General features: G+C 61.1%; 29 protein-coding genes. 27 read left to right on the top strand and 2 right to left on the bottom strand.

The window, feature by feature from the left end:
- Positions 1 to 2 precede the first annotated feature (2 nt).
- The 9 genes from K0H47_RS11945 to K0H47_RS11905 all read left to right on the top strand — a co-directional run bounded on the left by K0H47_RS11945 (position 3) and on the right by K0H47_RS11905 (position 6,246).
- Positions 3 to 638, top strand: a complete 636-nt coding sequence (locus tag K0H47_RS11945; protein WP_063033914.1) for a MotA/TolQ/ExbB proton channel family protein — start codon at positions 3 to 5, stop codon at positions 636 to 638.
- The gene (locus tag K0H47_RS11940; RefSeq protein WP_004371361.1) at positions 635 to 1,063 is read left to right on the top strand and encodes a biopolymer transporter ExbD; all 429 of its coding nucleotides are present in this window, start codon (positions 635 to 637) and stop codon (positions 1,061 to 1,063) included. Before K0H47_RS11945 ends, K0H47_RS11940 begins: the two co-directional genes overlap by 4 nt.
- Entirely contained in the window at positions 1,063 to 2,073 is a 1,011-nt protein-coding gene (gene lpxK, locus K0H47_RS11935; RefSeq protein ID WP_218263309.1) for a tetraacyldisaccharide 4'-kinase, read from the top strand. Before K0H47_RS11940 ends, lpxK begins: the two co-directional genes overlap by 1 nt.
- 24 nt (positions 2,074 to 2,097) lie before the next feature.
- On the top strand, positions 2,098 to 2,283 hold the full coding sequence (locus K0H47_RS11930) for a Trm112 family protein (protein ID WP_003174668.1): 186 nt from the start codon (positions 2,098 to 2,100) through the stop codon (positions 2,281 to 2,283).
- A complete protein-coding gene (kdsB, locus tag K0H47_RS11925; protein WP_177071183.1) occupies positions 2,280 to 3,044 on the top strand; it encodes a 3-deoxy-manno-octulosonate cytidylyltransferase in 765 nt (254 codons plus the stop codon). The genes K0H47_RS11930 and kdsB overlap by 4 nt, the downstream gene beginning before the upstream one ends.
- Complete coding sequence (locus tag K0H47_RS11920; protein WP_017475823.1) at positions 3,044 to 3,508, top strand: low molecular weight protein-tyrosine-phosphatase; 465 nt, start codon at positions 3,044 to 3,046, stop codon at positions 3,506 to 3,508. Before kdsB ends, K0H47_RS11920 begins: the two co-directional genes overlap by 1 nt.
- The gene (gene murB / locus K0H47_RS11915) at positions 3,505 to 4,524 is read left to right on the top strand and encodes a UDP-N-acetylmuramate dehydrogenase (RefSeq protein ID WP_219272733.1); all 1,020 of its coding nucleotides are present in this window, start codon (positions 3,505 to 3,507) and stop codon (positions 4,522 to 4,524) included. Before K0H47_RS11920 ends, murB begins: the two co-directional genes overlap by 4 nt.
- 151 nt (positions 4,525 to 4,675) lie before the next feature.
- Positions 4,676 to 5,662, top strand: coding sequence for an XdhC family protein (locus K0H47_RS11910; protein WP_219272730.1), 987 nt, complete (start codon positions 4,676 to 4,678; stop codon positions 5,660 to 5,662).
- A complete protein-coding gene (locus K0H47_RS11905; RefSeq protein ID WP_219272728.1) occupies positions 5,659 to 6,246 on the top strand; it encodes an NTP transferase domain-containing protein in 588 nt (195 codons plus the stop codon). The genes K0H47_RS11910 and K0H47_RS11905 overlap by 4 nt, the downstream gene beginning before the upstream one ends.
- Before the next feature lie 67 nt (positions 6,247 to 6,313).
- On the opposite strand, the gene rne is transcribed toward K0H47_RS11905, so the two are convergent.
- A complete protein-coding gene (gene rne / locus K0H47_RS11900; RefSeq protein WP_219272725.1) occupies positions 6,314 to 9,562 on the bottom strand; it encodes a ribonuclease E in 3,249 nt (1,082 codons plus the stop codon).
- A gap of 747 nt (positions 9,563 to 10,309) precedes the next feature.
- On the opposite strand from rne, the gene rluC reads away from it, so the two are divergent.
- The 3 genes from rluC to K0H47_RS11885 are packed head-to-tail and all read left to right on the top strand — an operon-like array spanning position 10,310 to position 12,932.
- The gene (gene rluC / locus K0H47_RS11895; protein WP_063027926.1) at positions 10,310 to 11,269 is read left to right on the top strand and encodes a 23S rRNA pseudouridine(955/2504/2580) synthase RluC; all 960 of its coding nucleotides are present in this window, start codon (positions 10,310 to 10,312) and stop codon (positions 11,267 to 11,269) included.
- The gene (locus K0H47_RS11890; RefSeq protein WP_063027928.1) at positions 11,256 to 11,918 is read left to right on the top strand and encodes an HAD-IA family hydrolase; all 663 of its coding nucleotides are present in this window, start codon (positions 11,256 to 11,258) and stop codon (positions 11,916 to 11,918) included. Before rluC ends, K0H47_RS11890 begins: the two co-directional genes overlap by 14 nt.
- Positions 11,919 to 11,939: 21 nt before the next feature.
- Complete coding sequence (locus K0H47_RS11885) at positions 11,940 to 12,932, top strand: S49 family peptidase (protein ID WP_063027930.1); 993 nt, start codon at positions 11,940 to 11,942, stop codon at positions 12,930 to 12,932.
- Positions 12,933 to 13,061: 129 nt separating this feature from the next.
- Here K0H47_RS11885 and K0H47_RS11880 read toward each other — a convergent pair whose 3' ends face one another.
- Positions 13,062 to 13,640 (bottom strand): nucleoside triphosphate pyrophosphatase, encoded by a 579-nt coding sequence (locus K0H47_RS11880; protein WP_219272723.1) that lies wholly within the window; start codon positions 13,638 to 13,640, stop codon positions 13,062 to 13,064.
- Positions 13,641 to 13,745: 105 nt separating this feature from the next.
- Here K0H47_RS11880 and K0H47_RS11875 point away from each other — a divergent pair, with 105 nt between their 5' ends.
- From K0H47_RS11875 to K0H47_RS11805, 15 genes are all read left to right on the top strand, one after another.
- On the top strand, positions 13,746 to 14,273 hold the full coding sequence (locus K0H47_RS11875) for a YceD family protein (RefSeq protein ID WP_017475815.1): 528 nt from the start codon (positions 13,746 to 13,748) through the stop codon (positions 14,271 to 14,273).
- 13 nt (positions 14,274 to 14,286) lie between these two features.
- Positions 14,287 to 14,469, top strand: coding sequence for a 50S ribosomal protein L32 (rpmF, locus tag K0H47_RS11870; RefSeq protein ID WP_004371305.1), 183 nt, complete (start codon positions 14,287 to 14,289; stop codon positions 14,467 to 14,469).
- Positions 14,470 to 14,473: 4 nt separating this feature from the next.
- Complete coding sequence (plsX, locus tag K0H47_RS11865; RefSeq protein ID WP_256124531.1) at positions 14,474 to 15,484, top strand: phosphate acyltransferase PlsX; 1,011 nt, start codon at positions 14,474 to 14,476, stop codon at positions 15,482 to 15,484.
- A 126-nt stretch (positions 15,485 to 15,610) separates the two neighbouring features.
- Positions 15,611 to 16,549: an ACP S-malonyltransferase gene (fabD, locus tag K0H47_RS11860; RefSeq protein ID WP_063027936.1), complete on the top strand. Its 939-nt coding sequence runs from the start codon at positions 15,611 to 15,613 to the stop codon at positions 16,547 to 16,549.
- Between the two features lie 31 nt (positions 16,550 to 16,580).
- Positions 16,581 to 17,324 (top strand): 3-oxoacyl-ACP reductase FabG, encoded by a 744-nt coding sequence (gene fabG / locus K0H47_RS11855; RefSeq protein ID WP_063027938.1) that lies wholly within the window; start codon positions 16,581 to 16,583, stop codon positions 17,322 to 17,324.
- A gap of 192 nt (positions 17,325 to 17,516) precedes the next feature.
- Positions 17,517 to 17,753, top strand: coding sequence for an acyl carrier protein (gene acpP, locus K0H47_RS11850; protein ID WP_010165887.1), 237 nt, complete (start codon positions 17,517 to 17,519; stop codon positions 17,751 to 17,753).
- A gap of 110 nt (positions 17,754 to 17,863) precedes the next feature.
- Complete coding sequence (fabF, locus tag K0H47_RS11845; RefSeq protein WP_026077774.1) at positions 17,864 to 19,108, top strand: beta-ketoacyl-ACP synthase II; 1,245 nt, start codon at positions 17,864 to 17,866, stop codon at positions 19,106 to 19,108.
- Entirely contained in the window at positions 19,108 to 19,923 is an 816-nt protein-coding gene (pabC, locus tag K0H47_RS11840) for an aminodeoxychorismate lyase (protein ID WP_063027940.1), read from the top strand. The genes fabF and pabC overlap by 1 nt, the downstream gene beginning before the upstream one ends.
- Position 19,924: 1 nt before the next feature.
- On the top strand, positions 19,925 to 21,055 hold the full coding sequence (gene mltG, locus K0H47_RS11835) for an endolytic transglycosylase MltG (protein WP_063027942.1): 1,131 nt from the start codon (positions 19,925 to 19,927) through the stop codon (positions 21,053 to 21,055).
- A gap of 19 nt (positions 21,056 to 21,074) precedes the next feature.
- Complete coding sequence (gene tmk, locus K0H47_RS11830) at positions 21,075 to 21,707, top strand: dTMP kinase (RefSeq protein ID WP_177025747.1); 633 nt, start codon at positions 21,075 to 21,077, stop codon at positions 21,705 to 21,707.
- On the top strand, positions 21,700 to 22,689 hold the full coding sequence (locus K0H47_RS11825) for a DNA polymerase III subunit delta' (protein WP_093207318.1): 990 nt from the start codon (positions 21,700 to 21,702) through the stop codon (positions 22,687 to 22,689). Before tmk ends, K0H47_RS11825 begins: the two co-directional genes overlap by 8 nt.
- A 63-nt stretch (positions 22,690 to 22,752) precedes the next feature.
- On the top strand, positions 22,753 to 23,538 hold the full coding sequence (locus K0H47_RS11820; protein ID WP_219272720.1) for a TatD family hydrolase: 786 nt from the start codon (positions 22,753 to 22,755) through the stop codon (positions 23,536 to 23,538).
- Between the two features lie 437 nt (positions 23,539 to 23,975).
- Positions 23,976 to 24,629, top strand: coding sequence for a TetR/AcrR family transcriptional regulator (locus tag K0H47_RS11815; RefSeq protein ID WP_004371278.1), 654 nt, complete (start codon positions 23,976 to 23,978; stop codon positions 24,627 to 24,629).
- A 139-nt stretch (positions 24,630 to 24,768) separates the two neighbouring features.
- Positions 24,769 to 25,737: a GTP 3',8-cyclase MoaA gene (locus K0H47_RS11810; RefSeq protein ID WP_017475804.1), complete on the top strand. Its 969-nt coding sequence runs from the start codon at positions 24,769 to 24,771 to the stop codon at positions 25,735 to 25,737.
- 75 nt (positions 25,738 to 25,812) lie between these two features.
- On the top strand, positions 25,813 to 26,418 hold the full coding sequence (locus K0H47_RS11805; protein WP_063027950.1) for a DUF4823 domain-containing protein: 606 nt from the start codon (positions 25,813 to 25,815) through the stop codon (positions 26,416 to 26,418).
- The last annotated feature ends 12 nt before the right edge of the window (positions 26,419 to 26,430 follow it).

Here is a 26,430-nt window from a genome sequence, read left to right as displayed (position 1 = left end):
CTGTGTGGGAATTGGTCAAATCCGGCGGCTGGATGATGTTGCCGATCATTTTGAGTTCCATCGCCGCACTCGGCATCATCGCCGAACGCCTGTGGACCCTGCGTGCCAGCCGTGTAACACCTGACCACCTGCTGGGCCAGGTCTGGGGCTGGATCAAGAACAAGCAACTGGACAAGGCAAAGCTCAAGGAACTGCGCGCCAACTCGCCCCTGGGTGAAATCCTCGCCGCCGGCCTCGCCAACTCCAAGCATGGTCGCGAGATCATGAAGGAATGCATCGAAGAGGCCGCCGCCCGGGTCATCCATGAGTTGGAGCGCTACATCAATGCCTTGGGCACCATTGCCGCCATGGCACCGTTGCTCGGCCTGCTCGGTACGGTGTTGGGCATGATCGATATCTTCAGCTCCTTCATGGGCTCGGGCATGACCACCAACGCTGCGGTGCTGGCCGGTGGTATTTCCAAGGCGTTGATCACCACGGCGGCGGGCCTGATGGTCGGTATTCCGTCGGTGTTCTTCCACCGTTTTCTGCAACGGCGCATCGACGAGCTGGTGGTGGGCATGGAGCAGGAAGCCATCAAGCTGGTGGAAGTGGTGCAGGGCGACCGTGACGTGGACCTGGTTGAGGGCAAAGCGTGAAATTTCGCCGCAAGCAACGGGAAAACGTCGATATCAACCTGGCGTCGTTGATTGACGTGGTGTTTATCTTGCTGCTGTTTTTTGTCGTCACCACCACCTTTACCCGGGAAACCCAGCTGCGCGTCGACTTGCCGGAAGCCGTAAGCGGCTCTCCGGCGGAAGACCAGCAGGCCAAGCAGCTGGACATCGCCATCAGCGCCGATGGCGTGTTCTCGGTGAATAACCAGTTGCTGGAGAAAAACGACCTGGCCAGCCTGATGGAAGCACTGCAGAAGGAGTCCGGTGGCGACACTAACTTGCCACTGTCCATCAGCGCCGATGGCAACACCAAGCACCAGGCCGTGATCACTGCGATGGACGCTGCCGGCAAGCTCGGCTTCAGCCATTTGCGCATGACCACGGTCGAGGCGGCGAGCCAACCCTGATGGCCATGACTGATCGTTTGCTCAAGGCCTGGTACGAAGGCCATCCGGCGCTTGCGTTGTTGCAGCCGCTGGAATCCCTCTATCGCCGGGTGGTGCAGCGCAAGCGCGCGCGGTTCCTGGCGGGCGAGGGCGAGATCTACCAGTCGCCGGTGCCGGTCGTGGTCGTCGGTAACATCACCGTCGGAGGCACCGGCAAGACCCCCTTGATTCTTTGGCTGATCGACCATTGCCAGCGCAGCGGTTTGCGCGTCGGAGTGGTCAGCCGCGGTTATGGCGCCAAACCGCCGGAGTTTCCGTGGCGTGTCGAAGCCAGTCACACCGCTGCGGAGGCGGGGGACGAACCCCTGTTGATCGTGCAACGCAGCGGCGTACCCCTGATGATCGACCCTGATCGCAGCCGCGCCGTAAAGGCGTTGTTGGCCAGCGAAACCCTGGACCTGATTCTCTCCGACGACGGGCTGCAACATTACCGCCTGGCCCGAGACCTGGAACTGGTATTGATTGATGCCGCCCGTGGGCTCGGCAACCGTCGCTGCTTGCCGGCGGGCCCGTTGCGCGAGCCGGTCGAGCGTTTGCAAAGCGTCGATGCGCTGCTTTATAACGGCGCCGGTTCAGACCGTGAGGATGGCTTTGCCTTCCGCCTGCTGCCCACCGCATTGGTCAATCTGCACACCGGCGAGCGCCAACCTGTCGACCACTTCCCGGTAGGTCAGCAGGTGCATGCGGTGGCCGGCATCGGAAACCCGCAACGTTTCTTCAATACCCTTGAGACGCTACACTGGCGCCCAATACCTCATGCTTTTGCCGACCACGCGCCCTACAGCGCCGAGGTCTTGAATTTCACACCGGCGCTGCCGTTGGTCATGACTGAAAAGGACGCGGTGAAGTGCCGCGCCTTTGCCAGGCCCGACTGGTGGTACCTTGCGGTGGACGCGGCACCGTCACCGGCGTTTATCGCCTGGTTCGACACGCAGTTAATGCGTTTGCTGCCCGCTCGCCTTTTGCCTTAAAACGCTGCTCTCCAGGACATACTCATGGACACCAAACTGCTCGATATCCTCGCTTGCCCGATCTGCAAAGGTCCGCTCAAGCTCAGCGCCGACAAAACCGAGTTGATCAGCAAGGGCGCCGGCCTGGCGTACCCGATCCGTGACGGCATTCCGGTAATGCTCGAAAGCGAAGCCCGTACCCTGACCACCGACGAGCGCCTGGATAAATGACCACTGCCTTCACCGTCGTCATCCCGTCCCGCTACGCCTCCACCCGCCTGCCCGGCAAACCGCTGCAGCTGATCGGCAACAAGCCGATGATCCAGCTGGTGTGGGAACAGGCCTGCAAAAGCAGCGCCGAACGGGTGGTGGTGGCCACCGATGATCCGCGCATTATCGAGGCCTGCAAAGGCTTTGGCGCCGAAGCGGTGCTGACCCGTGAAGACCACAATTCCGGCACCGACCGCCTGGCCGAAGTGGCCACCCAGCTGGGGCTGGCGGCGGACGCCATCGTGGTCAACGTGCAAGGCGACGAGCCGTTGATTCCGCCCAGCGTGATCGACCAGGTGGCGGCCAACCTGGCGGCCCATGGCGAAGCCCGCATGGCAACCCTGGCCGAGCCGATTGAAGACATCGAGACCCTGTTCAACCCCAACGTGGTGAAAGTGGTCAGCGACATCAATGGCCTGGCGCTGACGTTCAGCCGCTCCACCTTGCCGTGGGCGCGGGATGCATTCGCCAAGCAGCCCGACGTACTGCCGGCGGGCGTGCCTTATCGCCGCCATATCGGTATCTACGCCTACCGTGCCGGGTTCCTGCATGACTTCGTCAGCTGGGGCCCGTGCTGGCTGGAGAACACCGAATCCCTGGAACAACTGCGTGCCCTGTGGCACGGCGTGCGCATTCATGTGGGCGATGCCCTGGAAGCGCCACCGGCGGGTGTTGACACGCCTGAAGACCTCGAGCGCGTCCGTCGCCTGCTGGGGGCCTGATGCAGGTTCTGTTTGTCTGCCTGGGCAATATCTGCCGTTCCCCGACGGCTGAAGGTGTGTTGCGCCACAAGCTGCGTGAAGCCGGCCTGGCTGATCGGGTCGAGGTGGCCTCCGCCGGCACCGGTGAATGGCACGTTGGCAATCCACCAGACAAGCGCAGCCAGCGGGCAGCGCTGCAACGGGGCTACGACCTGTCGGCCCAGCGTGCTCAGCAGGTGTCCCGTGCCGACTTTTCCCGTTACGACCTGATCCTCGCCATGGACCAGAGCAACCTGCGCAACCTCAAGGCCATGCAGCCGGCTCAAGGTAAGGCGGACCTGGACTTGTTCCTGCGCCGTTATGACTCGGTGGTGGATGAAGTGCCGGACCCCTATTACGAAGGCGACCAGGGTTTCGAAACCGTGCTCGACCTGATCGAGCGCGCCTGTGACCTGTTGGTGATTGAATTGAAGGGCCGGTTATGACATTGCAGGTGCAGGCACAGGTTTCGCTCAAGCCGTTCAACAGCTTTGGCATCGACGTGCGTGCCCGGCTGTTTGCCGAGGCCCGCAACGACGCTGACGTGCGTGAGGCTTTGGCCTACGCCGCCGGACAACAATTGCCGTTGCTGGTGATTGGCGGCGGCAGCAATTTGCTGCTGACCCAGGATATCGACGCGCTGGTGCTGCGCATGGCCAGCCAGGGCATCCGGGTCGTGCAAGACGATGGCGTACAGGTGGTGGTTGAAGCCGAAGCTGGCGAAGCCTGGCATCCGTTTGTGCTGTGGACCTTGGCCCAGGGCTTTTCCGGCCTGGAAAATCTCAGCCTGATCCCTGGCACGGTCGGCGCCGCACCGATGCAGAACATTGGCGCCTACGGTGTTGAGATCAAGGACGTGTTCAGCGGCCTGACCGCCCTCGACCGCCAGACCGGCGAGCTGCGGGATTTCAGCCTGGCCGAATGCAACTTTGCCTACCGTGACAGCCTGTTCAAACATGAAGTCGGGCGCTGGCTGATCCTGCGGGTGCGTTTTGCCCTGAGTCGCGCCGTGCACCTGAAGCTTGAATACGGGCCGGTGCAACAGCGCCTGACCGAACAAGGCATTACGCAGGCCACCCCCAGCGATGTCAGTCGAGCGATTTGCAGCATTCGTAGCGAGAAACTGCCCGACCCGGCGGTGCTCGGCAATGCCGGCAGTTTCTTCAAGAATCCGCTGGTGTCCCAGGCGCTGGCCGCCGAATTGCAGCTGGAATACCCGGACCTGGTGGCTTACCCCCAGGCTGACGGGCAGATGAAACTGGCCGCCGGCTGGCTGATCGACAAGGCGGGCTGGAAAGGCTTTCGTGATGGCGATGCCGGTGTGCATCGCTTGCAGGCGCTGGTGTTGGTGAACTATGGCGCGGCCACCGGCCAGGAGATTGCCGGGCTCGCGCTACGCATCCAGCAGGACATCGAAAAGCGTTTCAAGGTTGTGCTGGAGATGGAGCCCAACCGCTATTGAACTAAGCTGGTTTTTTGACGCACCAAGCCCTGCATAGCGGGGCTTTTTTATTGCCGCTGAGTTAACTTAGCTGACTACCGATATTTTTTAATCAACTCATAGATGCTGTTTATCAAAACCAGCTACGTGTTTGGCAGGAGGCGAAGGCCTGATGGACAGTGTTGATCTGAATGTGTTGCGCAGCGTGCTGGAATGGCGCCGCGCCGGGCAGCGGGTGGTGCTGTACAGCGTGGTCCAGACCTGGGGCAGTGCGCCGCGTCCGCCGGGGGCCATGCTGGCCTTGCGCGGCGACGGGGTGGTGATTGGCTCGGTGTCTGGCGGCTGTATCGAGGACGACTTGATCGCCCGTTTGCAGGATGGCCGGTTGCCAGAAGACGGGCCGCCGGTGCAGCTTGTAACGTATGGCGTCACCCGGGACGAAGCGGCGCGTTTTGGTCTGCCGTGCGGCGGCACCTTGCGCCTGACCGAAGAGCGGGTGGGTGATCCAGGTTGGGTCGCTGAACTGCTGGCGCGCTGCGAGGCTCACGAGATTGTCGCCCGTGAATTGGACCTGACCACCGGTAAAGTGGAGTTAAGCGGTGCGAGCAAGACCGATGTGGTCAGCTTCGACGGCGAGCGCTTGCGGGCGATTTATGGTCCGCGCTGGCGCTTGCTGTTGATCGGCGCAGGCCAGCTGTCACGCTATGTGGCAGAAATGGCCCGGCTGCTGGATTTCGAAGTGCTGATCTGCGACCCACGCCAGGAGTTTGTCTACGGCTGGGAAGAACAGCATGGGTGCTTTGTGCCGGGCATGCCCGATGAGGCCGTGCTGAATATCCAGACCGATGAACGCACCGCTATTGTCGCGCTCACCCATGACCCGCGCCTGGATGACATGGCGCTGCTGACGGCCCTCAACTCTCGGGCGTTCTACATTGGTGCCTTGGGCTCGCGGGTCAACAGCCTGAAGCGCCGGGAAAACCTCGCGGCGCTGGGGTTGAGTGCGGAGGCCATTGAGCGGCTGCATGGGCCGATTGGCCTGCATATCGGCAGCCATACGCCAGCGGAGATCGCCCTGTCGTTGATGGCGGAAATCGTTGCCATCAAGAACGGGATTGATCTGTTGCAGAAAAAGCCGTTGCAGGCAGCGGTCAGTTGACGAGCATCACCGCGATCATCCTGGCGGCGGGGCAGGGCAGTCGTTTTCGGGCCGAAGCAGGTGTGGATCAGGATAAGTTGCTGGCGCCCTGCGTGGGTCGGGATGGCATCACACGGCCAGTGATTGAGCAGGTATTGGTGAATTTGCCGGCGGCGGTTGCCAAGCGCTGGCTGGTGACGTCGCCGGATCGCACTGAAGTCATTCGGCTGGCGCAACTGAAGGGGTGCGAAGTGCTGCTTTTACGTTCACCGGGTATGGGTGACAGCATCGCGGCTGCGGTGGCAGCCAGTGGCCCGTCCGCCGGTTGGCTGGTGGTGCTGGGAGATATGCCGTTCATCCTGCCGGCAAGTATCGAGCACGTGATGGCAGGCCTAGAGGAAGACGGTATCAGCGTCCCGGTGCATGCCGGTCAGTATGGGCATCCGGTGGGGTTTGGCCGTTCATTCGGCCCTGCCTTGATGGCGCTCACGGGAGATCGTGGAGCAAAGCCATTGTTTGCCATGGCTTCGGTGCAGGAAGTCGCTGTCGATGATCCCGGTGTGTTGTGGGATGTAGATGTGCCGGCGTTGTTGAACTTCCGCTAGCGGATAGCGCAGGCATAAAAAAGCCCCGCCTGATCACTCAGGCGGGGCTTTTTAGTGGCCGATGGAATCAGACGAGGGGTTTAGGCTCGTGCTCTTCTTCCAGGGCCTTAGGGTGGTGCTCTACCACTTCTTCAACGGAACGTTGGTTCTCGTCGATAGCAGGGGCAGTGTGCTCAACCACGGCTTCGGTGACCGGAGCAGGGGCTGCTTCGACCACTTCAGCGACGGCTGGAGCGGCTTCGGCAGCGGCCTTGGCAGCAGCGGCGGCCGCTTCAGCTTCCTTGCGACGGCGACGCACTTCACGCGGGTCGTTCGGCGCACGGCCGTTTTCGGTCAGGGCGCTGGCCGGAGCGGCTTCAACCACCGGTGCTGCCACTTCGGCAACCACTGGCGCTTCAACCACAGGGGCAGGCTCGGCAACCACGGCCACAGGTTCAGGGGCGACAACCACTTCAGCGACTGGCGCCGGAGCTTCTTCGACCACTGGAGCAGGCGCTGGTGCTTCAACCGCTTCGACCACTGGGGCAGGTTCGGCAGTCCACTGGAAGGCGGTCTGTTCTTCGCGAACTTCACGCACTTCAGGGGTCGGCTCGGCAACCGGTGCTTCAACGGCGGCTTCAACCACGGGCTGTTGTTCAACAACAGCGGCAGGCTCGGCAACCACTTCAGCTTCAGGCTTAGGCTCGCGAACTTCGCGAACTTCACGCACGTGACGAGCTGGCGCTACTTCCACTTCCGGAACAACCGGGGCTTCGACTGGAGTCGTCGCTTCAACCACAGGTGCTTCGACGGCAGGCGTCTCTACAACAGGGGTTTCCTGAATGGCAGCGGTAGCGGCTTCAGCTTGCTCGTTGGCCTGGGCTTCAGCAGGTGCGCTGATGACCGAGCTGGCAACAGCAGCGGTCACGGCCAGGCCGGCAGCCAGTTCGGCACCAGTCGGTTCGCCAGTCGCGGTAGCTTCACCGGTCTCTTCCGAACCTTCGATTTCATTGCCGTTGGCATCACGTTGACGCTCACGACGGTTGCTGCGACGACGCTGGCCACGGGAGCGGCGGCGTGGACGATCGCCTTCGGCGTTGTCCTGGCCGTCTTCCTGTTGCTGATCTTCGTTGGACAGCAGCTCTTCTTCTTCACCGGCTGGAGCCGCTTGTTCGGCACGTGGTTGACGCTCTTCACGAGGAGGGCGTGGTGCACGTTCTTCACGCGGCTGACGAGCTGGACGCTCTTCAGCAGTGGCAGCGGTGGCAGCAGCAGCGGCTACGGCTGGAGCGGCATCCAGCGGCTCGCGCAGTTCACGCACGCGTTCTTCACGCTCGCCACGTGGCTTGCGGTCTTCACGCGGGGCGCGTGGAGCGCGCGGTGCACGTTCTTCCCGTGGTGCACGCTCTTCACGGGCTACGGTTGGCGTTTCTTCACGGGCTTCGCGCGGTTGGCGCTCTTCACGTGGGGCACGATCTTCGCGTGGCGCACGTTCTTCACGAGGCTTGCGCTCTTCGTCACGGCGACCGTTGCGATTGCGGCTCTGCTGGCGACCGTTGCGACGCTCTTCATTGCGTGCAGGGCGTTCAGCGGCAGGCTTCTCGACCACAACTGGAGCTACCGGCTCTTCCTTGGTGGCGAACAGGCTGACCAGCGACTTCACCAGGCCCTTGAACAGGCTTGGCTCAGGCAGGGCTGCAGGCGCGGCAACCGGCGCGGCAGCTTCAACCGGAACCGGTGCGTTGGCACGGGCTGGCGCGGTCTTGACGGCGGCTTCCTGGCGAACCAGGGTGCGGGTCGCGGCGGCTGGCTGGACTTCTTCCACTTCGGCAGCGGCAGCAGCGATTTCGTAGCTGGACTGATTGACGTGGGCTTCCGGGCTGTCATCACGCAGGCGCTGCACTTCGAAGTGCGGCGTCTCGAGGTGATCGTTCGGCAGGATGACGATGCGGGCACGGGTGCGCAGTTCGATCTTGGTGATCGAGTTGCGTTTTTCGTTGAGCAGAAACGCAGCCACCGGGATCGGCACCTGGGCGCGCACTTCGGCAGTGCGGTCTTTCAGGGCTTCTTCTTCGATCAGGCGCAGGATCGCCAGGGACAGCGATTCAACGTCACGGATGATGCCGGTGCCGTTGCAACGCGGGCAAACGATGCCGCTGCTTTCACCCAGGGATGGACGCAGGCGCTGACGGGACATTTCCAGCAGGCCGAAGCGCGAGATACGTCCGACCTGGACGCGGGCACGGTCAGCTTCCAGGCATTCGCGGACTTTCTCTTCCACGGCGCGCTGGTTCTTGGCGGGGGTCATGTCGATGAAGTCGATCACGATCAGGCCGCCGATGTCACGCAGGCGCAGCTGGCGGGCGATTTCTTCAGCCGCTTCCAGGTTGGTCTGCAGGGCGGTTTCTTCGATGTCGCTACCCTTCGTGGCGCGCGCCGAGTTGATGTCGATGGACACCAGGGCTTCGGTCGGGTCGATCACGATGGAGCCGCCGGAAGGCAGTTCGACTACGCGCTGGAAAGCGGTTTCGATCTGGCTTTCGATCTGGAAACGGTTGAACAGCGGAACGCTGTCTTCGTAGAGCTTGATCTTGCTGGCGTACTGCGGCATCACCTGGCGGATGAAGGTCAGGGCTTCGTCCTGGGCTTCAACGCTGTCGATCAGCACTTCGCCGATGTCCTGGCGCAGGTAGTCGCGGATGGCGCGGATGATCACGTTGCTTTCCTGATAGATCAGGAATGGCGCGGAGCGATCCAGGGACGCTTCTTTGATGGCAGTCCAGAGTTGCAGCAGGTAGTCGAGGTCCCACTGCATTTCTTCGCTGCTGCGGCCCAGGCCGGCAGTGCGCACGATCAGGCCCATGTCGGCCGGAGCGATCAGGCCGTTCAGCGCTTCACGCAGTTCGTTGCGCTCTTCGCCTTCGATGCGACGGGAAATACCGCCGGCACGTGGGTTGTTCGGCATCAGGACCAGGTAGCGGCCAGCCAGGCTGATGAAGGTGGTGAGGGCTGCGCCCTTGTTGCCACGTTCTTCTTTTTCCACCTGAACGATGACTTCCTGGCCTTCGCTCAGGACGTCCTTGATGTTCACGCGGCCTTCTGGGGCTTTCTTGAAGTATTCGCGGGAGATTTCTTTGAGGGGCAGGAAGCCATGGCGCTCGGAGCCAAAATCGACAAAGGCAGCCTCAAGGCTTGGTTCGATACGAGTAATCCGGCCTTTATAGATGTTGGCCTTCTTTTGCTCGCGTGCACCGGACTCGATGTCCAGGTCGTAGAGGCGTTGGCCGTCTACCAGTGCAACACGCAACTCTTCGGGTTGAGTTGCGTTAATCAGCATTCTTTTCATGTTGTACCGTCGGTTTCCGGGCTGCCGGAAACGGCGTTCGGCACACACGACTTCTCACGGTCGGTGTCAGGTGCGTCAAGAGTGGTTGGCCACTCCAGTGTCCAGCAATACCCGCCAAAATGGGCGGTATCGCGACGTACGCTTCCTGCTTGCTGTGGTGACTTAAGCACTCAGTCAGGAGGAGGAATCAACCGGCGACTGTGGACGAGATGAAGCGTCTAAATATAAGCCTAGTGCTACACAGTCCGACGGTTGTGCATCTCCACCCTACACGTATCCCTGATAATTCGGGTGCTGCCGCGCGCAGAATCCGCAGCGGGTTGGCATTTACCGTGTTCTCCAATGGGGAGAACACGCTCATGGCTAAACAAGACCGGGTGTGGGCGACTGTGCTCTCACTCAGCTCGTAACAGGCGTTGTTTCCGAAGCATTCGCCGTGGTCTGGCTCAAGACTGACTGCACTTTGTGAACTGGCCGTAAATATCGGCGCAAAAGGCGAGTAATCACTCTGCTTTTTGCACTCGCTTCAGGCCTCATGTCACCTGCGCTTGTTACAATCTCGAGCCTTCCAAGGTGGCGAAAGCCCCGTAGGACGGCCTCGCGTCCTGATGAATTGCGATGGTCAGGGCCGGCAGTTTGCCGCTAGTCCTCTGTCCAGGCCGCTTTTGGCGGCGTTCGCGACTATAGCAGCAATGATTAAGTGCTTCAATTCCATAAAAAATTGTTATCATCGCCGCCATGACGACTACCGCCCCCCAGACCCCCAGCGTCCAGCTGCTCGAGGTCTCGCCGGAATATGCCGGCCAACGCATCGACAACTTTCTTCTTGCCAGGCTCAAAGGCGTGCCCAAGACCTTGATTTACCGCATTTTGCGTAAAGGCGAAGTGCGCGTGAACAAGGGCCGGATCAAGCCCGAGTACAAGCTGCAGGCGGGCGATATCGTCCGCGTGCCGCCGGTGCGGGTGCCTGAACGGGACGAGCCGGTCCCTCTGGCTCAAGGCCTGTTGCAGCGCCTCGAAGCGTCGATTGTCTTCGAAGACAACAAGCTGATCGTGATCAACAAGCCTTGCGGTATCGCCGTCCATGGCGGCAGTGGCCTGAACTACGGGGTGATTGAAGCCTTTCGTCAGTTGCGCCCGGATGCCAAGGAACTGGAACTGGTCCACCGTCTGGACCGTGATACCTCCGGCCTGCTGATGATTGCCAAGAAACGCAGCATGTTGCGTCACCTGCATGCCGCCCTGCGCGGTGATGGCGTGGACAAGCGCTACATGGCCCTGGTGCGTGGCAACTGGGCAACCTCGATCAAGAGCGTCCGCGCGCCGTTGCAGAAGAGCAACCTGCGCTCCGGCGAGCGCATGGTCGAGGTGGACGAGGAGGGCAAGGAGGCGCTGACCCTGTTCAAGGTGCTGCGCCGCTTTGGTGACTTTGCCACCATGGTCGAGGCCAAGCCGGTCACCGGCCGTACCCACCAGATTCGTGTGCATACCCTGCACGCGGGCCACTGCATCGCCGGCGATACCAAATACGGCGACGAGGATTTCTCCAAGGAAATCCGCGACCTGGGCGGCAAACGCCTGTTCCTGCACGCCTACATGCTGACCGTGCCGCTGCCGGATGGCGGCGAATTGAAGCTGCAGGCGCCTGTCGATGAGATGTGGGCCAAGACCGTGGAGCGCCTGAGTGTCGCACCTTGACTACAAGCTCCTGATCTTTGATTGGGATGGCACGCTGTGTAACTCCATTGGTCGGATTGTCGAGTCGATGCACGCCGCGTCGACCCGGGCCGGCTATGCGTTGTGCGACGACCTGGCGGTCAAGGGCATTATCGGCCTGGGCCTGCCGGAAGCGATCCGTACCCTGTATCCGGAGATTGGCGATGACGAGTTGATAGCGTTTCGTCAGCACTACGCCGATCACTACATGGCGCTTGATGCCCAGCCATCGCCGCTGTTTGAAGGGGTGGCACAGGCCATGGAAGCGTTTCGTGCCGACGGCTATCACCTCGCGGTGGCGACCGGCAAGGCCCGTCGCGGCCTGGACCGGGTGCTCAAAGCCCACGGTTGGGAAAATTATTTCGACGCCACCCGTGCGGCGGATGAAACCGCCAGCAAGCCTCACCCTCTGATGCTCGAACAGATCCTCGCTCAATGTGGCGTGTCGCCTCGGCAGGCGTTGATGGTGGGTGATGCGTCGTTCGACCTGATGATGGCGCGCAATGCTGGCATGGACTCCGTGGCGGTCAGCTACGGCGCCCAGTCTGCCGAGGCGTTGCAAGCGTACGAGCCGAGACTGACGATTGACCGTTTTTCTGAATTGCAGGCCTGGCTCAGCCGGGCCCATTAAGTCTTTGCTGGGGTGGATGGCATGACCGATGAGTGGAAGGCGCCTGAAAAGGCCAATGCCGATAACAATGGCGATGACAGAAGTTGGAAATTGCTGGAGAAGACCCTGCTGGCCAGTGTCCAGGAGCAGCGTCGGTCCCGGCGTTGGGGGATCTTTTTCAAGCTCCTGACCTTTATTTATCTGCTGGGCATGCTGGCGCTGTTCAGTCCGCTGATGGACATGGAGAAGAGCGCCACCCGAAGCGGTAATTACACGGCATTGATCGAAGTGCGTGGGGTGATTGCCGACAAGGAGTCCGCCAGTGCCGACAATATCGTCAGCAGCCTGCGGGCCGCCTTCGAAGATGCCAAGGTCAAGGCTGTGATTCTGCGCATCAACAGCCCGGGCGGCAGTCCGGTGCAATCGGGTTATGTGTATGACGAGATTCGCCGCCTGCGCGCCTTGCACCCGGACATCAAGCTGTACGCGGTGATTTCCGATCTGGGTGCCTCGGGTGCCTATTACATCGCCAGCGCTGCCGATCAGATCTATGCCGACAAGGCCAGCCTGGTGGGTTCCATTGGTGTGACGGCGGCCGGTTACGGCTTTGTCGGCACCATGGAGAAGCTCGGGGTTGAGCGGCGTACCTACACGTCTGGCGAGCACAAGTCGTTCCTGGATCCATTCCAGCCGCAAAAGGCTGACGAGACCCAGTTCTGGCAGGGCGTGCTCGATACCACTCATCGGCAGTTTATTGCCAGCGTCAAGCAGGGGCGCGGTGACCGGCTCAAGGATAAAGAGCATCCGGAATTGTTCTCCGGCCTGGTCTGGTCTGGTGAGCAAGCGCTGCCATTGGGTTTGATCGACGGCCTGGGCAGTGCCAGTTCGGTGGCGCGGGATGTGATTGGCGAGAAAGAACTGGTGGATTTCACTGTTCAGGAATCGCCGTTTGACCGCTTCTCGAAGAAGCTTGGCGCCAGTGTGGCTGAGCAGTTGGCGATGTGGATGGGCTTCCAGGGGCCGACTCTGCGCTGAGACCTTGAGCGCGACATGGCTCAAAGTGTGGGAGCTGGCTTGCCTGCGATAGCATCACCTCGGTGCAACTGATGTACCGAGGTGTCTGCATCGCAGGCAAGCCAGCTCCCACATTTGTTTGTGGTGTTCTCAGGGAATCTGCACGCCTTCGGCCAGTAGCATGTCCACCAGTCGGATCAGTGGCAGGCCGACCAGGCTGGTTGCGTCCGGCCCCTCGGTGCTTTGAAACAGGCTCACCCCCAACCCTTCGGCCTTGAAGCTGCCAGCGCAGTCGTAGGGCTGCTCGATGCGCAGGTAGCGTTCGATGCGCGCCGTGTCCAGCGTGCGCATGTGCACGGTGAAGGGGATGCAGTCGACCTGGCAGTGGCCGGTGGTGCTGTTCAGCACGGCCAGGCCGGTGAGGAAGCTGATGCGCTTGCCACTGGCCGCCAGCAGTTGCTCGCGGGCCTTCTCAAAGGTGTGGGGCTTGCCGATGATCTGGTCGTCGAGGGCGGCAACCTGGTCCGAGCCGATAATCAGATGCCCTGGATGACTGCCGGCGAGGGCGCGGGCCTTTTCTTCGGCGAGGCGCTTCACCAGTGCCACGGCGGACTCGTCCGGGCGGTGGCTTTCGTCAATATCCGGCGAGCTGCAGATGAACGGCAAGTGCAGGCGGTTCAACAATTCCCGGCGATAAACCGAGCTGGAAGCGAGTAATAAAGGCAGCATGGGCGTCTCCTCAAGGCAGTCGCGGATTCTAGCGGGGAGGCCCGGAGACGGACAGGGCTGAATTTCCTTTGACATGGCTGGGTGCATCCCTATAATGCTGCGCCTATGTTGAATGACCCGATTCCACCTCACGTTGACCCGCGCAAATTGGCTGATCGTGGCACTACCCTTCAAGGTGAAGTGCTGCTGGCCGATTTGGAGAGACTCTGCGACCCGCTTTCCGACACTGTCGGTACGGTGCAGGCTAAATTCGTTTTTGAACGAGATGAACGTAAATCTGTGGTAATCCACAGCTTTATCGACACCGAAGTCAAAATGGTTTGCCAGCGTTGTCTTGAGCTGGTCACCCTGCCGATCCACAGCGAATGCAGTTATGCTGTGGTGAAAGAGGGTGCGAATACCCAGTCGTTGCCGAAAGGTTATGACGTGCTGGAACTGGGCGAAGATCCTTTGGATCTGCAGTCACTGATCGAGGAGGAGCTTTTGCTCGCCTTGCCCATTGTGCCTGCTCATCATCCGGAAGAATGCCAGCAGCCGGCGGGTCTCGATGAGCCCGAACCGAGCGAGGACGAGGTAACGCGGTCCAACCCGTTCAGTGTATTGGCGCAGTTAAAGCGTGACCCAAACGTTTAGGAGTTAATCAATTATGGCTGTTCAGCAGAACAAAAAATCCCGCTCTGCCCGTGACATGCGTCGTTCCCACGACGCCCTGACGGCGAGCACTCTGTCTGTAGAAAAAACCACCGGTGAAGTTCACCTGCGTCACCACGTATCGCCAGAAGGCGTATACCGTGGCCGTAAAGTGATCGACAAGGGCGCTGACGAGTAATCACTTGTCTGCTCAAGTCATCGCGATTGACGCAATGGGCGGGGACTTCGGTCCCCGCAGCATTGTTCAGGCCTGTATTGCTTGCCTGTCTGCCACGCCCTCGCTGCACCTGACCCTCGTCGGTCAACCCTCCTTACTTGAAGAACTGATTGCCAGCCATCCGGCGGTGGATCGCGCGCGCCTGACTATTACGCCGGCCAGCGAAACCATCACCATGGATGAAAAGCCTGCACAGGCTTTGCGTGGCAAGCCTGATTCTTCGATGCGGGTGGCCCTGGAGCTGGTGCGTGACGGCAAGGCTCAAGCCTGTGTCAGTGCCGGCAACACTGGGGCGTTGATGGCGTTGTCCCGGCATGTGCTGAAAACCCTGCCGGGCATTGATCGGCCAGCGATGGTCGCGGCGATCCCGACCCAGCAAGGTTATTGCCAGTTGCTGGACCTGGGGGCGAACGTCGATTGCAGTGCCGAGCATCTGCTGCACTTTGCGTTGATGGGCTCGGTGGCGGCCGAAGCGCTGGGCGTGGCCCGGCCTCGGGTGGCATTGCTGAATATCGGCACCGAGGACATCAAGGGTAATCAGCAGGTCAAGCTGGCGGCGACGCTGTTGCAAAGCGCGCGAGGCTTGAACTACATCGGCTTTGTCGAAGGTGACGGGTTGTACCGCGGCGAAGCGGATGTGGTGGTGTGCGACGGGTTTGTCGGCAATATCCTGCTTAAGTCCAGCGAAGGCCTGGCGACGATGATTGCTGCGCGCATCGAGGCCTTGTTCAAGCGCAACCTTGCGTCACGCGTGGTGGGCGCCCTGGCGCTGCCCTTGATGCGGCGCCTGCAGGCGGACCTGGCACCGGCGCGGCACAATGGTGCGAGTTTCCTGGGATTGCAGGGCATCGTGGTGAAAAGTCACGGCTCGGCGGGCGTGCAGGGTTTTCAAAGTGCTATCCAGCGCGCCTTGATCGAGATCCAGGAAAACCTGCCGCAACGCTTGCATGGCCGCCTTGAGGATCTGTTGCCTTAGGCGAATCGGGCCGGAAATGCTTAAATGTGACCGGCCAGTTCAATTGACCATCCAATCTGTCAGTTTCTTGCGCTCCCACCTGTGGGGCGCCAATTTCCGACGACCAGATCATTAGGGGCTTGTTACATGTCTACATCCCTCGCATTCGTCTTTCCAGGGCAGGGTTCGCAGTCCCTCGGCATGTTGGCCGAGCTGGGCGCGGAACATCCGCTGGTCCTGGAAACTTTCAAGGAAGCTTCCGATGCCTTGGGTTACGACCTGTGGGCACTGACCCAACAGGGGCCGGAAGCGCTGCTCAACCAAACCGACAAGACCCAGCCGGCCATCCTGACCGCCTCCATCGCCCTGTGGCGCTTGTGGCTGGCTGAAGGTGGTGCGCGCCCGGCTTACGTTGCCGGTCATAGCCTGGGCGAATACAGCGCCCTGGTGGCCGCTGGCAGCCTGACCCTCGGTGAAGCGGTCAAGCTGGTCGAGCGTCGTGGCCAGTTGATGCAGGAAGCGGTTCCGGCGGGGCAGGGCGGCATGGCTGCCATTCTCGGCCTGGAAGATGCTGACGTGATTGCCGCCTGCGCCGAAGCGGCCCAGGGCGACGTGGTCAGCGCCGTGAACTTCAATTCCCCTGGCCAGGTGGTGATCGCCGGTGCCAAGGCCGCAGTAGAACGCGCCATCGAAGGCTGCAAGGCCCGTGGCGCGAAGCGTGCGTTGCCGCTGCCGGTCAGCGTACCGTCCCACTGCGAACTGATGCGTCCGGCTGCCGAACGTTTTGCCGAGTCGATCGCGGCGATCAACTGGCAGGCGCCGCAGATTCCGCTGGTGCAGAACGTCAGTGCTGCGGTTGCTCCCGACCTGGAAACCCTCAAGCGCGACCTGCTGGAACAGCTGTACAAGCCGGTTCGCTGGGTTGAATCGGTGCAGACCCTGGCCGCCAACGGCGCCACTCAATTGGTCGAGTGCGGCCCGGGCAAAGTCCTGGCTGGCCTGAACAAGCGTTGCGCCGAAGGCGTGTCGACTTCCAACCTCAATACCCCGGATGCCTTTGCTGCTGCTCGCGCAGCCCTGGCCTGACCTTTAATTTCCGAACCTAGGAGAAGCCTGCATGAGTCTGCAAGGTAAAGTTGCACTGGTCACCGGCGCTAGCCGTGGCATTGGCCAGGCGATCGCCCTGGAGCTGGGCCGTCTGGGCGCTGTGGTCATCGGTACCGCAACCTCCGCCGCCGGCGCCGAGCGTATTGCTGCGACGCTGAAGGAACACGGCGTTCAGGGCACCGGTCTTGAACTGAACGTGACCAGCGATGAGTCCGTGGCTGCCGTCCTGGCGGAAATCACGGCGAAATTCGGTGCACCGGCTATTCTGGTGAACAATGCTGGTATCACCCGCGATAACCTGATGATGCGCATGAAAGACGACGAGTGGCATGACGTCGTTGATACCAACCTGAACAGTCTGTTTCGCCTGTCCAAGGGTGTTTTGCGCGGTATGACCAAGGCTCGTTGGGGCCGAATTATCAATATTGGCTCCGTAGTGGGTGCCATGGGCAACGCAGGCCAAGTAAACTACGCAGCCGCCAAGGCCGGTCTGGAAGGTTTCAGCCGTGCACTGGCGCGTGAAGTGGGCTCGCGGTCGATTACGGTCAATTCGGTGGCCCCAGGGTTCATCGATACCGATATGACCCGCGAATTGCCTGAAGCGCAGCGTGAAGCGTTGCTGACGCAGATTCCGCTGGGTCGTCTGGGCCAGGCTCAAGAGATCGCGAATGTGGTCACTTTCCTGGCATCCGACGGTGCGGCATACGTGACTGGGGCTACAATCCCGGTTAACGGCGGGATGTACATGAGTTAAATTGTGACGGATCGCTTCAAAAAAATGTCATACGAGCTGTCTAAAATCCGTTATAAAGCTGCAATCTATTTATAGGCAGATGGCCAATAGGGTACGAGGGTGAAGCTTTCAGTTGAAAAGCTGAAAAGCCTTTCTATACACTTACCCACTGGCCAGCTGCCTGAATTTGTCCATTAGGAGTGAAAACACGGTATGAGCACCATCGAAGAGCGCGTCAAGAAAATCGTTGCTGAGCAACTGGGCGTTAAAGAAGAAGAAGTGACCAACACTGCTTCCTTCGTTGAAGACCTGGGTGCCGACTCCCTTGACACCGTTGAGCTGGTGATGGCTCTGGAAGAGGAATTCGAGACCGAAATCCCGGACGAAGAAGCTGAAAAAATCACTACCGTTCAAGCTGCTATCGACTACGTTACTAGCCACCAGGCGTAATAGTTTGTAATCGTCGCTTGCTGTGATGGAAAAACCGCACTGCCCTATGGCGTGCGGTTTTTTCCTTTAAGCCTGATGCAAAGTGTCGTCATTAGAAAAAGGAGAGTGCTGTGTCGCGTAGACGCGTCGTAGTCACCGGTATGGGTATGTTGTCGCCACTGGGTACGGATGTGCCGAGCAGTTGGCAGGGCATTCTGGCTGGCCGCAGTGGTATTGGTCTGATCGAACACACGGACCTTTCTGCCTATTCCACCCGTTTTGGCGGCTCGGTAAAGGACTTCAATGTCGAGGAATATCTCTCGGTCAAAGAGTCCCGCAAACTCGACCTGTTCATTCAATACGGCCTGGCAGCCGGTTTTCAGGCGGTGCGTAATGCCGGCCTGGAAGTCACCGACGCCAACCGTGAGCGCATCGGCGTGGCCATGGGTTCGGGTATTGGCGGTCTGACCAATATCGAAGAAACCAGCCGCACGTTGCACGAGTCTGGCCCCCGTCGTATTTCACCGTTCTTCGTGCCTGGCTCGATCATCAACATGATTTCCGGTTTCCTGTCCATCCACTTGGGTGCCCAGGGGCCTAACTACGCCATCTCTACGGCGTGCACCACGGGCACTCACTGCATCGGCATGGCGGCGCGCAATATCGCCTACGACGAAGCCGACGTGATGATCGCTGGCGGCGCCGAAATGGCGGCCTGCGGCCTTGGCATGGGGGGCTTCGGCGCGTCCCGTGCACTGTCGACCCGCAATGACGAGCCGACCCGTGCCAGCCGTCCATGGGACAAGGGCCGTGACGGCTTTGTACTGGCCGACGGCGCCGGTGCGCTGGTGCTCGAAGAGCTGGAGCACGCGAAAGCCCGTGGCGCCACCATCTACGCCGAACTGATTGGCTTCGGCATGAGCGGTGATGCGTATCACATGACCTCGCCGCCGTCTGACGGTGCGGGTGCTGCCCGCTGCATCACCAATGCGTTGCGTGATGCCAAGGTCAACGCTGACCAGGTGCAGTACATCAACGCCCACGGCACTTCGACCCCGACGGGCGACCTGGCGGAAGCCGAGGCCATCAAGTCGGTGTTCGGCGAGCACGCCTACAAGCTGGCGGTCAGCTCCACCAAGTCCATGACCGGCCACCTGTTGGGTGCGGCGGGCGCGGTCGAGGCGATCTTCAGTGTGCTGGCCATCAAGGATCAGGTCGCTCCGCCGACCATCAACCTCGATGAGCCGGATGAAGGCTGCGACCTGAACTTCGTACCGCATGAAGCGCAGAAGATGCCGATCGACGTGGTGTTGTCCAACTCGTTCGGTTTTGGTGGTACCAACGGTTCCCTGGTGTTCCGCCGGTTCGCCGAGTGATGGAAAGCTGGGTTGACGGTCAGCCGGCGGGCGCAGTGCCCCTGAAAGACCGTGGCCTGGCGTACGGTGATGGCCTGTTCGAGACCATTGCCGTCAAGGCCGGGCAGCCCGTGTTGCTCGACCGCCACCTGCAGCGCCTCGGTGAGGGCTGCAGGCGGTTGGCGATTGTTGCGGATCAGCCGTTGATCCGCAGCGAATTGCTGGCCTATGCCGCCGCCCTCGGCGACGGTGTGCTCAAATTGATCCTGACCCGTGGCGACAGCCAGCGCGGTTACGGCATCAGCGCTGGCGCTCCCCCGCGGCGTATTCTGCAAGGCAGTCCACCTGCCACTTATCCCCCGGAACATGCAGCGTCAGGCATTCGCCTGTTTGCGTGTACCACCCGTTTGTCCGAACAACCGTTGCTCGCAGGCCTCAAGCACCTCAATCGTCTGGAACAGGTATTCGCCCGCGCCGAGTGGCAGGATGCCGATCACGCCGAAGGTTTGATGCTGGATATGTCCGGTCGAGTCATCGAAGGCGTGTTCAGCAACCTGTTCCTGGTGTGTGACGGCGTGTTACTGACCGCTGATCTGAAGCGCTGTGGGGTCGCCGGCGTCATGCGGGCCGAGGTGTTGGCCCAGGCTCAGGCGTTGGGCATCCCGACCCGTGTGGCCGACATCAGCCTTGAGCAACTGCAACAGGCTGACGAAGTCTTTGTGTGCAACAGCGTATATGGCATTTGGCCGGTGCGCGGATGTGCTGCGATGAGCTGGTCGGTTGGGCCGCTCACCCGTAAACTGCAGGGCATTGTTCGCGCACTATTGGATATTTGATTTGAGACGTAAATTTGTATTGTTGCTGGAGATCGGCCTGGTCCTGGCGGGTTTGCTGCTGGGCGCTTCGGCCTGGAAGCTGAACTCGGCCCTTGAGCAGCCCCTGAATCTGACCCAGGAGCAATTGCTGGACGTACCGGCCGGCGCGACGCCCACCGGCACCTTCAATCGTCTTGAAAATGACGGCGTACTCAAGGATGCGTTCTGGTTGCGTCTTTACTGGCGCTTCAACCTCGACGGCCAGCCGCTGCACAGTGGTGAATACCGCATGACCCCGGGCCTCACCGCCGAGGGCCTGATCGGTTTGTGGCAGCGTGGCGAAGTGGTGCAGTACAGCATCACGCTGGTGGAAGGCTGGAACTTCCGCCAGGTGCGCGCCGCCCTGGCCAAGCATGAAAAGATCGAGCAAACCCTGTCGGGCCTGAGTGACAGTGAGGTGATGGAAAAGCTCGGCCACCCTGGTGTCTTCCCTGAAGGCCGCTTTTTCCCCGACACCTACCGCTTCGTGCGTGGCATGAGCGACGTCGAACTGCTGAAAAAATCCTACAACCGTCTGGACGATGTCCTCGCCCAGGAGTGGAGCAAACGCGCCGCCGATGCGCCGTACACCGAACCCTATCAAGCGCTGATCATGGCCTCGCTGGTCGAGAAAGAAACCGGCGTGCCGGAAGAGCGCGGCCAGATCGCCGGAGTGTTCGTGCGACGCATGCAGATCGGCATGCTGCTGCAAACCGACCCGACGGTGATCTACGGCCTCGGCGAGCGCTACACGGGCAAGCTGACCCGTGCGCACCTCAAGGAAGCCACGCCCTACAACACCTATGTGATCGCCGGCCTGCCGCCGACGCCGATTGCCATGGTCGGACGTGAGGCGATTCATGCCGCGCTGAACCCGGTGGCCGGTAGCAGCCTGTATTTTGTCGCCCGTGGCGACGGCAGCCATATCTTCTCGGATAACCTGGATGCGCATAACGCGGCGGTGCGTGAGTTTCAGATGAAGCGTCGTGCCGATTACCGTTCCAGCCCGGCGCCCGCGCCCGCACCGGCGGCAAAACCTGAAGACGCACCGGTGGATACGCCCGCCGAGCCGTCTCCCGCACCCGATGACACCGCGCCGCAAAGCTCGCAATGACTCTGACTAAGGACTGCCTGTGACTGGCTTGTTTATTACCCTGGAAGGCCCGGAAGGCGCCGGCAAAAGCACCAACCGCGAATACCTGGCCGAGCGCCTGCGCGCCGAAGGTATCGAGGTGCTGCTGACCCGCGAGCCCGGCGGCACGCCGCTGGCCGAGCGTATCCGGGAAGTGCTGCTGACCCCGGGCGACGAACAGATGAACCCCGACACCGAGCTGCTGCTGGTGTTTGCTGCCCGCGCCCAGCACCTGGCCGAAGTCATTCGCCCGGCGCTGGCCCGTGGCGCGGTGGTGATTTGTGACCGGTTTACCGATTCCACCTATGCCTATCAGGGCGGCGGTCGTGGCTTGTCCCTTGAGCGCATTGCGACGCTGGAAACCTTCGTCCAGGGCGATTTGCGGCCCGACCTGACCCTGGTGTTCGACCTCCCGGTGGAAGTCGGCATGGCCCGCGCCACCGCCCGGGGTCGCCTCGATCGTTTCGAACTGGAAACCCGAGTGTTTTTTGAAGCTGTGCGCAGCGAGTTTCTCAAGCGAGCCGAAGCCGACCCCGCCCGTTATTACCTGCTGGACGCCGCGCAACCGCTGACTCAGGTTCAGCAGTGCATCGACGCCCTGTTGCCGAAGCTTGTGGAGCGTGTCCGTGGCTGAAACCTATCCGTGGCAGGACAGCCTCTGGCAGCAACTGGCTGGCCGTGCCCAGCACGCCCACGCCTACTTGCTCCACGGCCCGGTGGGCATCGGCAAGCGCGCCCTGGCCGAGCGGCTGATGGCCAGCTTGTTGTGCCAGCGGCCCAACGGCCTTGAGGCGTGCGGAGAATGTAAATCCTGCATGCTGCTCAAGGCTGGCAGCCATCCGGATAACTACCTGCTGGAGCCTGAAGAAGCCGATAAGGCGATCAAGGTCGACCAGGTGCGTGATCTGGTCAGCTTCGTGGTGCAGACGGCGCAGATGGGCGGGCGCAAAGTGGTGCTGATCGAGCCAGTGGAATCGATGAACATCAACGCGGCCAACGCCTTGCTCAAGAGCCTGGAAGAACCGTCCGGCGATACCGTGCTACTGCTGGTGAGCCACCAGTCCAGCCGCCTGCTGCCGACCATCCGCAGCCGCTGTGTGCAACAGGCCTGCCCGTTGCCGAGCGAAGCCATGAGCCTGCAATGGCTGGCCCAGGCACTGCCGGAGTGTGGCGAGGCCGAGCGCGTCGAGTTGCTGACCCTGGCGGCCGGCTCGCCCCTGGCGGCGGTCAAACTCCAGGCCCAAGGCGTACGTGAACAGCGTGCGTTGGTGGTGGATGGCGTGAAGAAGTTGCTCAAGCAGGAACTGTCTGCAACGCAACTGGCCGAAAGCGCATGGAAAGACATTCCCTTGCTGCTGTTGTTCGACTGGTTCTGCGACTGGTCGAGCCTGATCCTGCGCTACCAGCTGACCCAGGACGAAAACGGCCTGGGCCTGGCGGACATGCGCAAGGTGGTGCAATACCTCGCGCAGAAGAGTGCCCAGGACAAGGTCTTGAACATTCAGGACTGGATCCTCGCCCAGCGCCAGAAGGTCCTGGGCAAGGCCAACCTCAACCGCGTGCTGTTGCTTGAGGCCTTGCTGGTGCAATGGGTCGGCTTGCTCGGCCGCCGTTAATTTCAGTGGCCGACGGGTGTATCGTTGGCCAGACACTTTCCGTGACTCAAGTTGTAGATCCCTATGCTCGTAGATTCCCATTGCCACCTTGATCGCCTCGACCTGGCCCAGCACGATGGCTCCCTCGACGCAGCTCTCGAAGCCGCGCGCCAGCGCGGGGTAGGGCACTTCCTGTGCATCGGCGTCAGTGCGGAAAACGCCGCCGACGTCAAAGCCCTGGCCGATCGTTATGTCGACGTCGATTGCTCGGTGGGCATTCACCCGCTGGACCTGAAGCCCGGCGAAGCCCCGGCCCTCGACTGGCTGCTCGGCGAACTCAATCACCCACGCGTGGTGGCTATCGGCGAGACCGGCCTGGATTACCACTATGAACCGGAAGCCGCCGAGTTGCAGCAGGCGTCGTTCCGTCTGCACCTGCAAGCCGCTCAGCAGACTGGCAAACCCGTGATCGTCCACACCCGTGGCGCCCGTGCCGACACCCTGACCCTGCTGCGCGAGGCCGCGCTGCCCCAGGCCGGTGTGCTGCATTGCTTCACGGAGGACTGGGACATGGCCAAGGCCGCCCTCGACCTCGGTTTCTACATTTCCTTGTCGGGCATCGTGACCTTCCGCAATGCCGATGCCCTGCGGGATGTCGCGCGTCAGGTCCCGGCAGACCGTCTGCTGGTGGAAACCGATTCGCCGTACCTGGCGCCAATTCCTCATCGCGGCAAGCCCAACCTGCCGGAATACGTACGTGATGTGGCGGATTACCTGGCGATGCTGCGGGGCGAATCCTACGAGCGCTTCGCCGAACAGACCACCGAGAACTTCAAGCGTCTGTTCCCGCTGGCCCACGTCGGCCACTAAATCGCAGGCAAAAAAAACCCGGGTTCTGGGGGGTGAATCCGGGCTAAGACCATTAGGAGTAAAACAAGGGCACGCAGTCCGTCGGTACCCAGGTCGACGCGTCACTTGGGGGAGATGCCACGCCGACATTTCAAGTATTGATCAGTATCCGATTCAGTCCAGCCGCATCTGATCGTTTTTTAAACAGATTTGGAATACGCGCGCTTCGGTTGAGTTCTCATGGGGTGCGATGCACAGGTGGCAATCCCCCGTTTTATTTCTGACTCAAATCGGCTGATTCGTTGGCGCACTGTAAGTTAAGTGCAAAGGTTGTTCATATAGGCGTTGCCCAACGACCGTTCAGTCGGGATAATCCCGCGCACCGGGTAAAACGTTCCGACAAGCACCGCTTGGGGCACGCCACCCTCCCAATATCCATCTCTGCAGACCTTTTTCTTATGCACAAAGAACCCCGCAAGGTCCGTGAGTTTCGCCGCCGCGAGCAGGAAATTCTCGACACCGCACTCAAGCTGTTCCTCGACCAGGGTGAAGACAGCGTCACCGTCGAGATGATTGCGGATGCCGTGGGTATCGGCAAAGGCACCATCTACAAGCACTTCAAGTCCAAGGCCGAGATCTACCTGCGCCTGATGCTCGACTACGAGCGCGACCTGAACGAGCTGCTGCACTCGGCCGATGTCGACAAGGACAAGGAAGCGCTGTCCCGCGCCTACTTTGAGTTCCGCATGCGTGACCCGCAGCGCTACCGCCTGTTTGATCGCCTGGAAGAGAAAGTGGTGAAAGGCCATCAGGTGCCGGAAATGGTCGAGGAGTTGCACAAGATCCGCGCCTCGAACTTCGAGCGCCTGACCCTGCTGATCAAGGGCCGCATCAGCGAAGGCAAGCTCGAAGACGTGCCGCCGTATTTCCACTACTGCGCCGCCTGGGCGTTGGTGCACGGCGCCGTGGCGCTGTACCACTCGCCGTTCTGGAGCAATGTGCTGGAAGATCAGGAAGGTTTTTTCCAATTCCTGATGGACATCGGCGTGCGCATGGGCAACAAGCGCAAGCACAGCACCGATTTGCCGAACGCTGAAACGCCGGCCACTTGAATCATTCGCCAGCGTGATGGCGATATGATTTCCTGCCCAGCGCAGTAACCCAGGAATATACTCAGGCAAGGACCTTGCTAAAACTTGATTTTTCAGTCAGGTTTTGGCGTGCCCGAATTATCCTCTGCCGGAGTGATCCATGATCGTTGATCGTCAAGGCAGGCGATTCCGCAATTTGCGGATCAGCCTGACCTCAGCCTGCAATTACGCCTGTACCTACTGCGTGCCCAACGGTAAGCGGCTGGTGGCTGCGCAGGACGAATTGTCGGCCGAGGCGATGGCTCGCGGCGTTGAGTACCTGATTGAGGCCGCCGGCATCGAGCGCCTGCGCATTACCGGCGGTGAACCGTTGGTCAGCCCCAAGCTGGAGGCCTTCATGGGCGCCGTGGGGCAGATGGGGCTGAGTGATATCAGCCTGACCACCAACGGCCAACTGCTGGCGCGCAAACTGCCGCTGCTGGTGGATGCAGGCATTCGCCGGATCAACGTCTCCCTCGATACCCTGGACGCCGACGCCTTCCGCAGCATCGCTCGCGGTGGCGACCTGGCGACTGTGCTTGATGGCATGGACCAGGCCAGCGCCGCCGGAATCAAGATCAAGGTCAACATGGTGCCGTTGCGCGGCCAGAACCTCGACCAGGTGATGCCGCTGCTCGACTACTGCCTGGAGCGTGGCTACGAGCTGCGCTTTATCGAATTGATGCGCATGGGCCACTTGGCCACCGACTCCAACGCGTTCCTGCAGCAATTCGTCAGCCTCCAGCAACTGCTCAGTCTGATCGGCGAACAGCACGAATACCTGCAAGCCAACGCTCCGGTGGACGCCACTGCCGTGCGTTACGAAGTGCCCGGCAAAGGCTTCTTCGGTGTCATCGCCAATGAAAGCGTGCCGTTCTGCCGGACCTGCTCGCGTTTGCGCCTGTCGTCCACCGGCTGGCTGCATGGCTGCCTGTCGTCGAGCAACCGCCACTACGTCGGCGACCTGCTGGACAAACCCCGCCACCAGGCTCTACCGGCCTTGCAGCGCTTGTTGGTCAAGGCCTTGGGCGACAAGCAGGAGGTGGCATTCTCCGGCGGCGCCACCATCATGAAGATCATCGGCGGCTAGTCCCGCAAGCTGGCGCAAAATCTGCATCTCGTGCCCATTCGCCGGTTTTCCGTCACCGGCCTTTGGAGAATTAGGATGCGTAGTCTGGTTTTGGTGCTGGCGTCACTCGCGCTGGGTGGCTGCATGACCGTCAGTGATATGGCCGAAGGCACGCGCTATCAGATGAGCGACGCCGGGCTGCTGGACCACAGCGATACTCGCCGCGTCAATTCGGTCCGCATACAGCCGGACTCCTTCGTTTTCATCGCCCAGGGCGCCTTCACCCCGCCGGGCAGCGCTTATCCACGGCCTAACGTAGTGGCCGAGGAAGCCTTCAACGGCTTTGTCGAATACTTCCCGATGGTCCGCCGCGCCCGCAAACCCGAAGGCCTGGAACAGGCAATGTCTGAAGCACGCGCGGCCGGCGCGCATTACCTGTTGTACTGCCGCTTTGCCCAGGCGGATGACCGGATCGGCAACGCCGATGAATGGTCTGACCAGGAGGCGGTGGATCGCCTGGGTATCGACACCGGCACCATTCAGGTCATGTTGATTGAGACCAGCACCCAGTATTTGATTGATACTGTGCGGATTCACAGCCGTGGCGGTTTACTGACGTTCCACGACAACAAGCCTGATGATCTGATCGGCAAGCCCCTGGCGCACTACGCGCGCAGCCTGTTGGGCATGAGCGATCAGTAAGACACAAGGAGT

This window comes from Pseudomonas sp. Xaverov 83, from assembly GCF_019352905.1.
Lineage (GTDB): Bacteria > Pseudomonadota > Gammaproteobacteria > Pseudomonadales > Pseudomonadaceae > Aquipseudomonas > Aquipseudomonas yamanorum.
Note: the sequence above shows the minus strand (reverse complement) of the source record. Positions and strands in the feature narration are given on the sequence as shown.

Excerpts from the sequence above, each read along its gene's own strand:
- lpxK (WP_218263309.1), top strand. The coding sequence starts at position 1,063 with ATGGCCATGACTGATCGTTTGCTCAAGGCCTGGTACGAAGGCCATCCG.
- K0H47_RS11930 (WP_003174668.1), top strand. The coding sequence starts at position 2,098 with ATGGACACCAAACTGCTCGATATCCTCGCTTGCCCGATCTGCAAAGGT.
- kdsB (WP_177071183.1), top strand. The coding sequence starts at position 2,280 with ATGACCACTGCCTTCACCGTCGTCATCCCGTCCCGCTACGCCTCCACC.
- K0H47_RS11920 (WP_017475823.1), top strand. The coding sequence starts at position 3,044 with ATGCAGGTTCTGTTTGTCTGCCTGGGCAATATCTGCCGTTCCCCGACG.
- murB (WP_219272733.1), top strand. The coding sequence starts at position 3,505 with ATGACATTGCAGGTGCAGGCACAGGTTTCGCTCAAGCCGTTCAACAGC.
- K0H47_RS11910 (WP_219272730.1), top strand. The coding sequence starts at position 4,676 with ATGGACAGTGTTGATCTGAATGTGTTGCGCAGCGTGCTGGAATGGCGC.
- rne (WP_219272725.1), bottom strand. The coding sequence starts at position 9,562 with ATGCTGATTAACGCAACTCAACCCGAAGAGTTGCGTGTTGCACTGGTA.
- rluC (WP_063027926.1), top strand. The coding sequence starts at position 10,310 with ATGACGACTACCGCCCCCCAGACCCCCAGCGTCCAGCTGCTCGAGGTC.
- K0H47_RS11885 (WP_063027930.1), top strand. The coding sequence starts at position 11,940 with ATGACCGATGAGTGGAAGGCGCCTGAAAAGGCCAATGCCGATAACAAT.
- K0H47_RS11880 (WP_219272723.1), bottom strand. The coding sequence starts at position 13,640 with ATGCTGCCTTTATTACTCGCTTCCAGCTCGGTTTATCGCCGGGAATTG.
- K0H47_RS11875 (WP_017475815.1), top strand. The coding sequence starts at position 13,746 with ATGTTGAATGACCCGATTCCACCTCACGTTGACCCGCGCAAATTGGCT.
- rpmF (WP_004371305.1), top strand. The coding sequence starts at position 14,287 with ATGGCTGTTCAGCAGAACAAAAAATCCCGCTCTGCCCGTGACATGCGT.
- fabD (WP_063027936.1), top strand. The coding sequence starts at position 15,611 with ATGTCTACATCCCTCGCATTCGTCTTTCCAGGGCAGGGTTCGCAGTCC.
- fabG (WP_063027938.1), top strand. The coding sequence starts at position 16,581 with ATGAGTCTGCAAGGTAAAGTTGCACTGGTCACCGGCGCTAGCCGTGGC.
- acpP (WP_010165887.1), top strand. The coding sequence starts at position 17,517 with ATGAGCACCATCGAAGAGCGCGTCAAGAAAATCGTTGCTGAGCAACTG.
- pabC (WP_063027940.1), top strand. The coding sequence starts at position 19,108 with ATGGAAAGCTGGGTTGACGGTCAGCCGGCGGGCGCAGTGCCCCTGAAA.
- K0H47_RS11820 (WP_219272720.1), top strand. The coding sequence starts at position 22,753 with ATGCTCGTAGATTCCCATTGCCACCTTGATCGCCTCGACCTGGCCCAG.
- K0H47_RS11815 (WP_004371278.1), top strand. The coding sequence starts at position 23,976 with ATGCACAAAGAACCCCGCAAGGTCCGTGAGTTTCGCCGCCGCGAGCAG.
- K0H47_RS11810 (WP_017475804.1), top strand. The coding sequence starts at position 24,769 with ATGATCGTTGATCGTCAAGGCAGGCGATTCCGCAATTTGCGGATCAGC.
- K0H47_RS11805 (WP_063027950.1), top strand. The coding sequence starts at position 25,813 with ATGCGTAGTCTGGTTTTGGTGCTGGCGTCACTCGCGCTGGGTGGCTGC.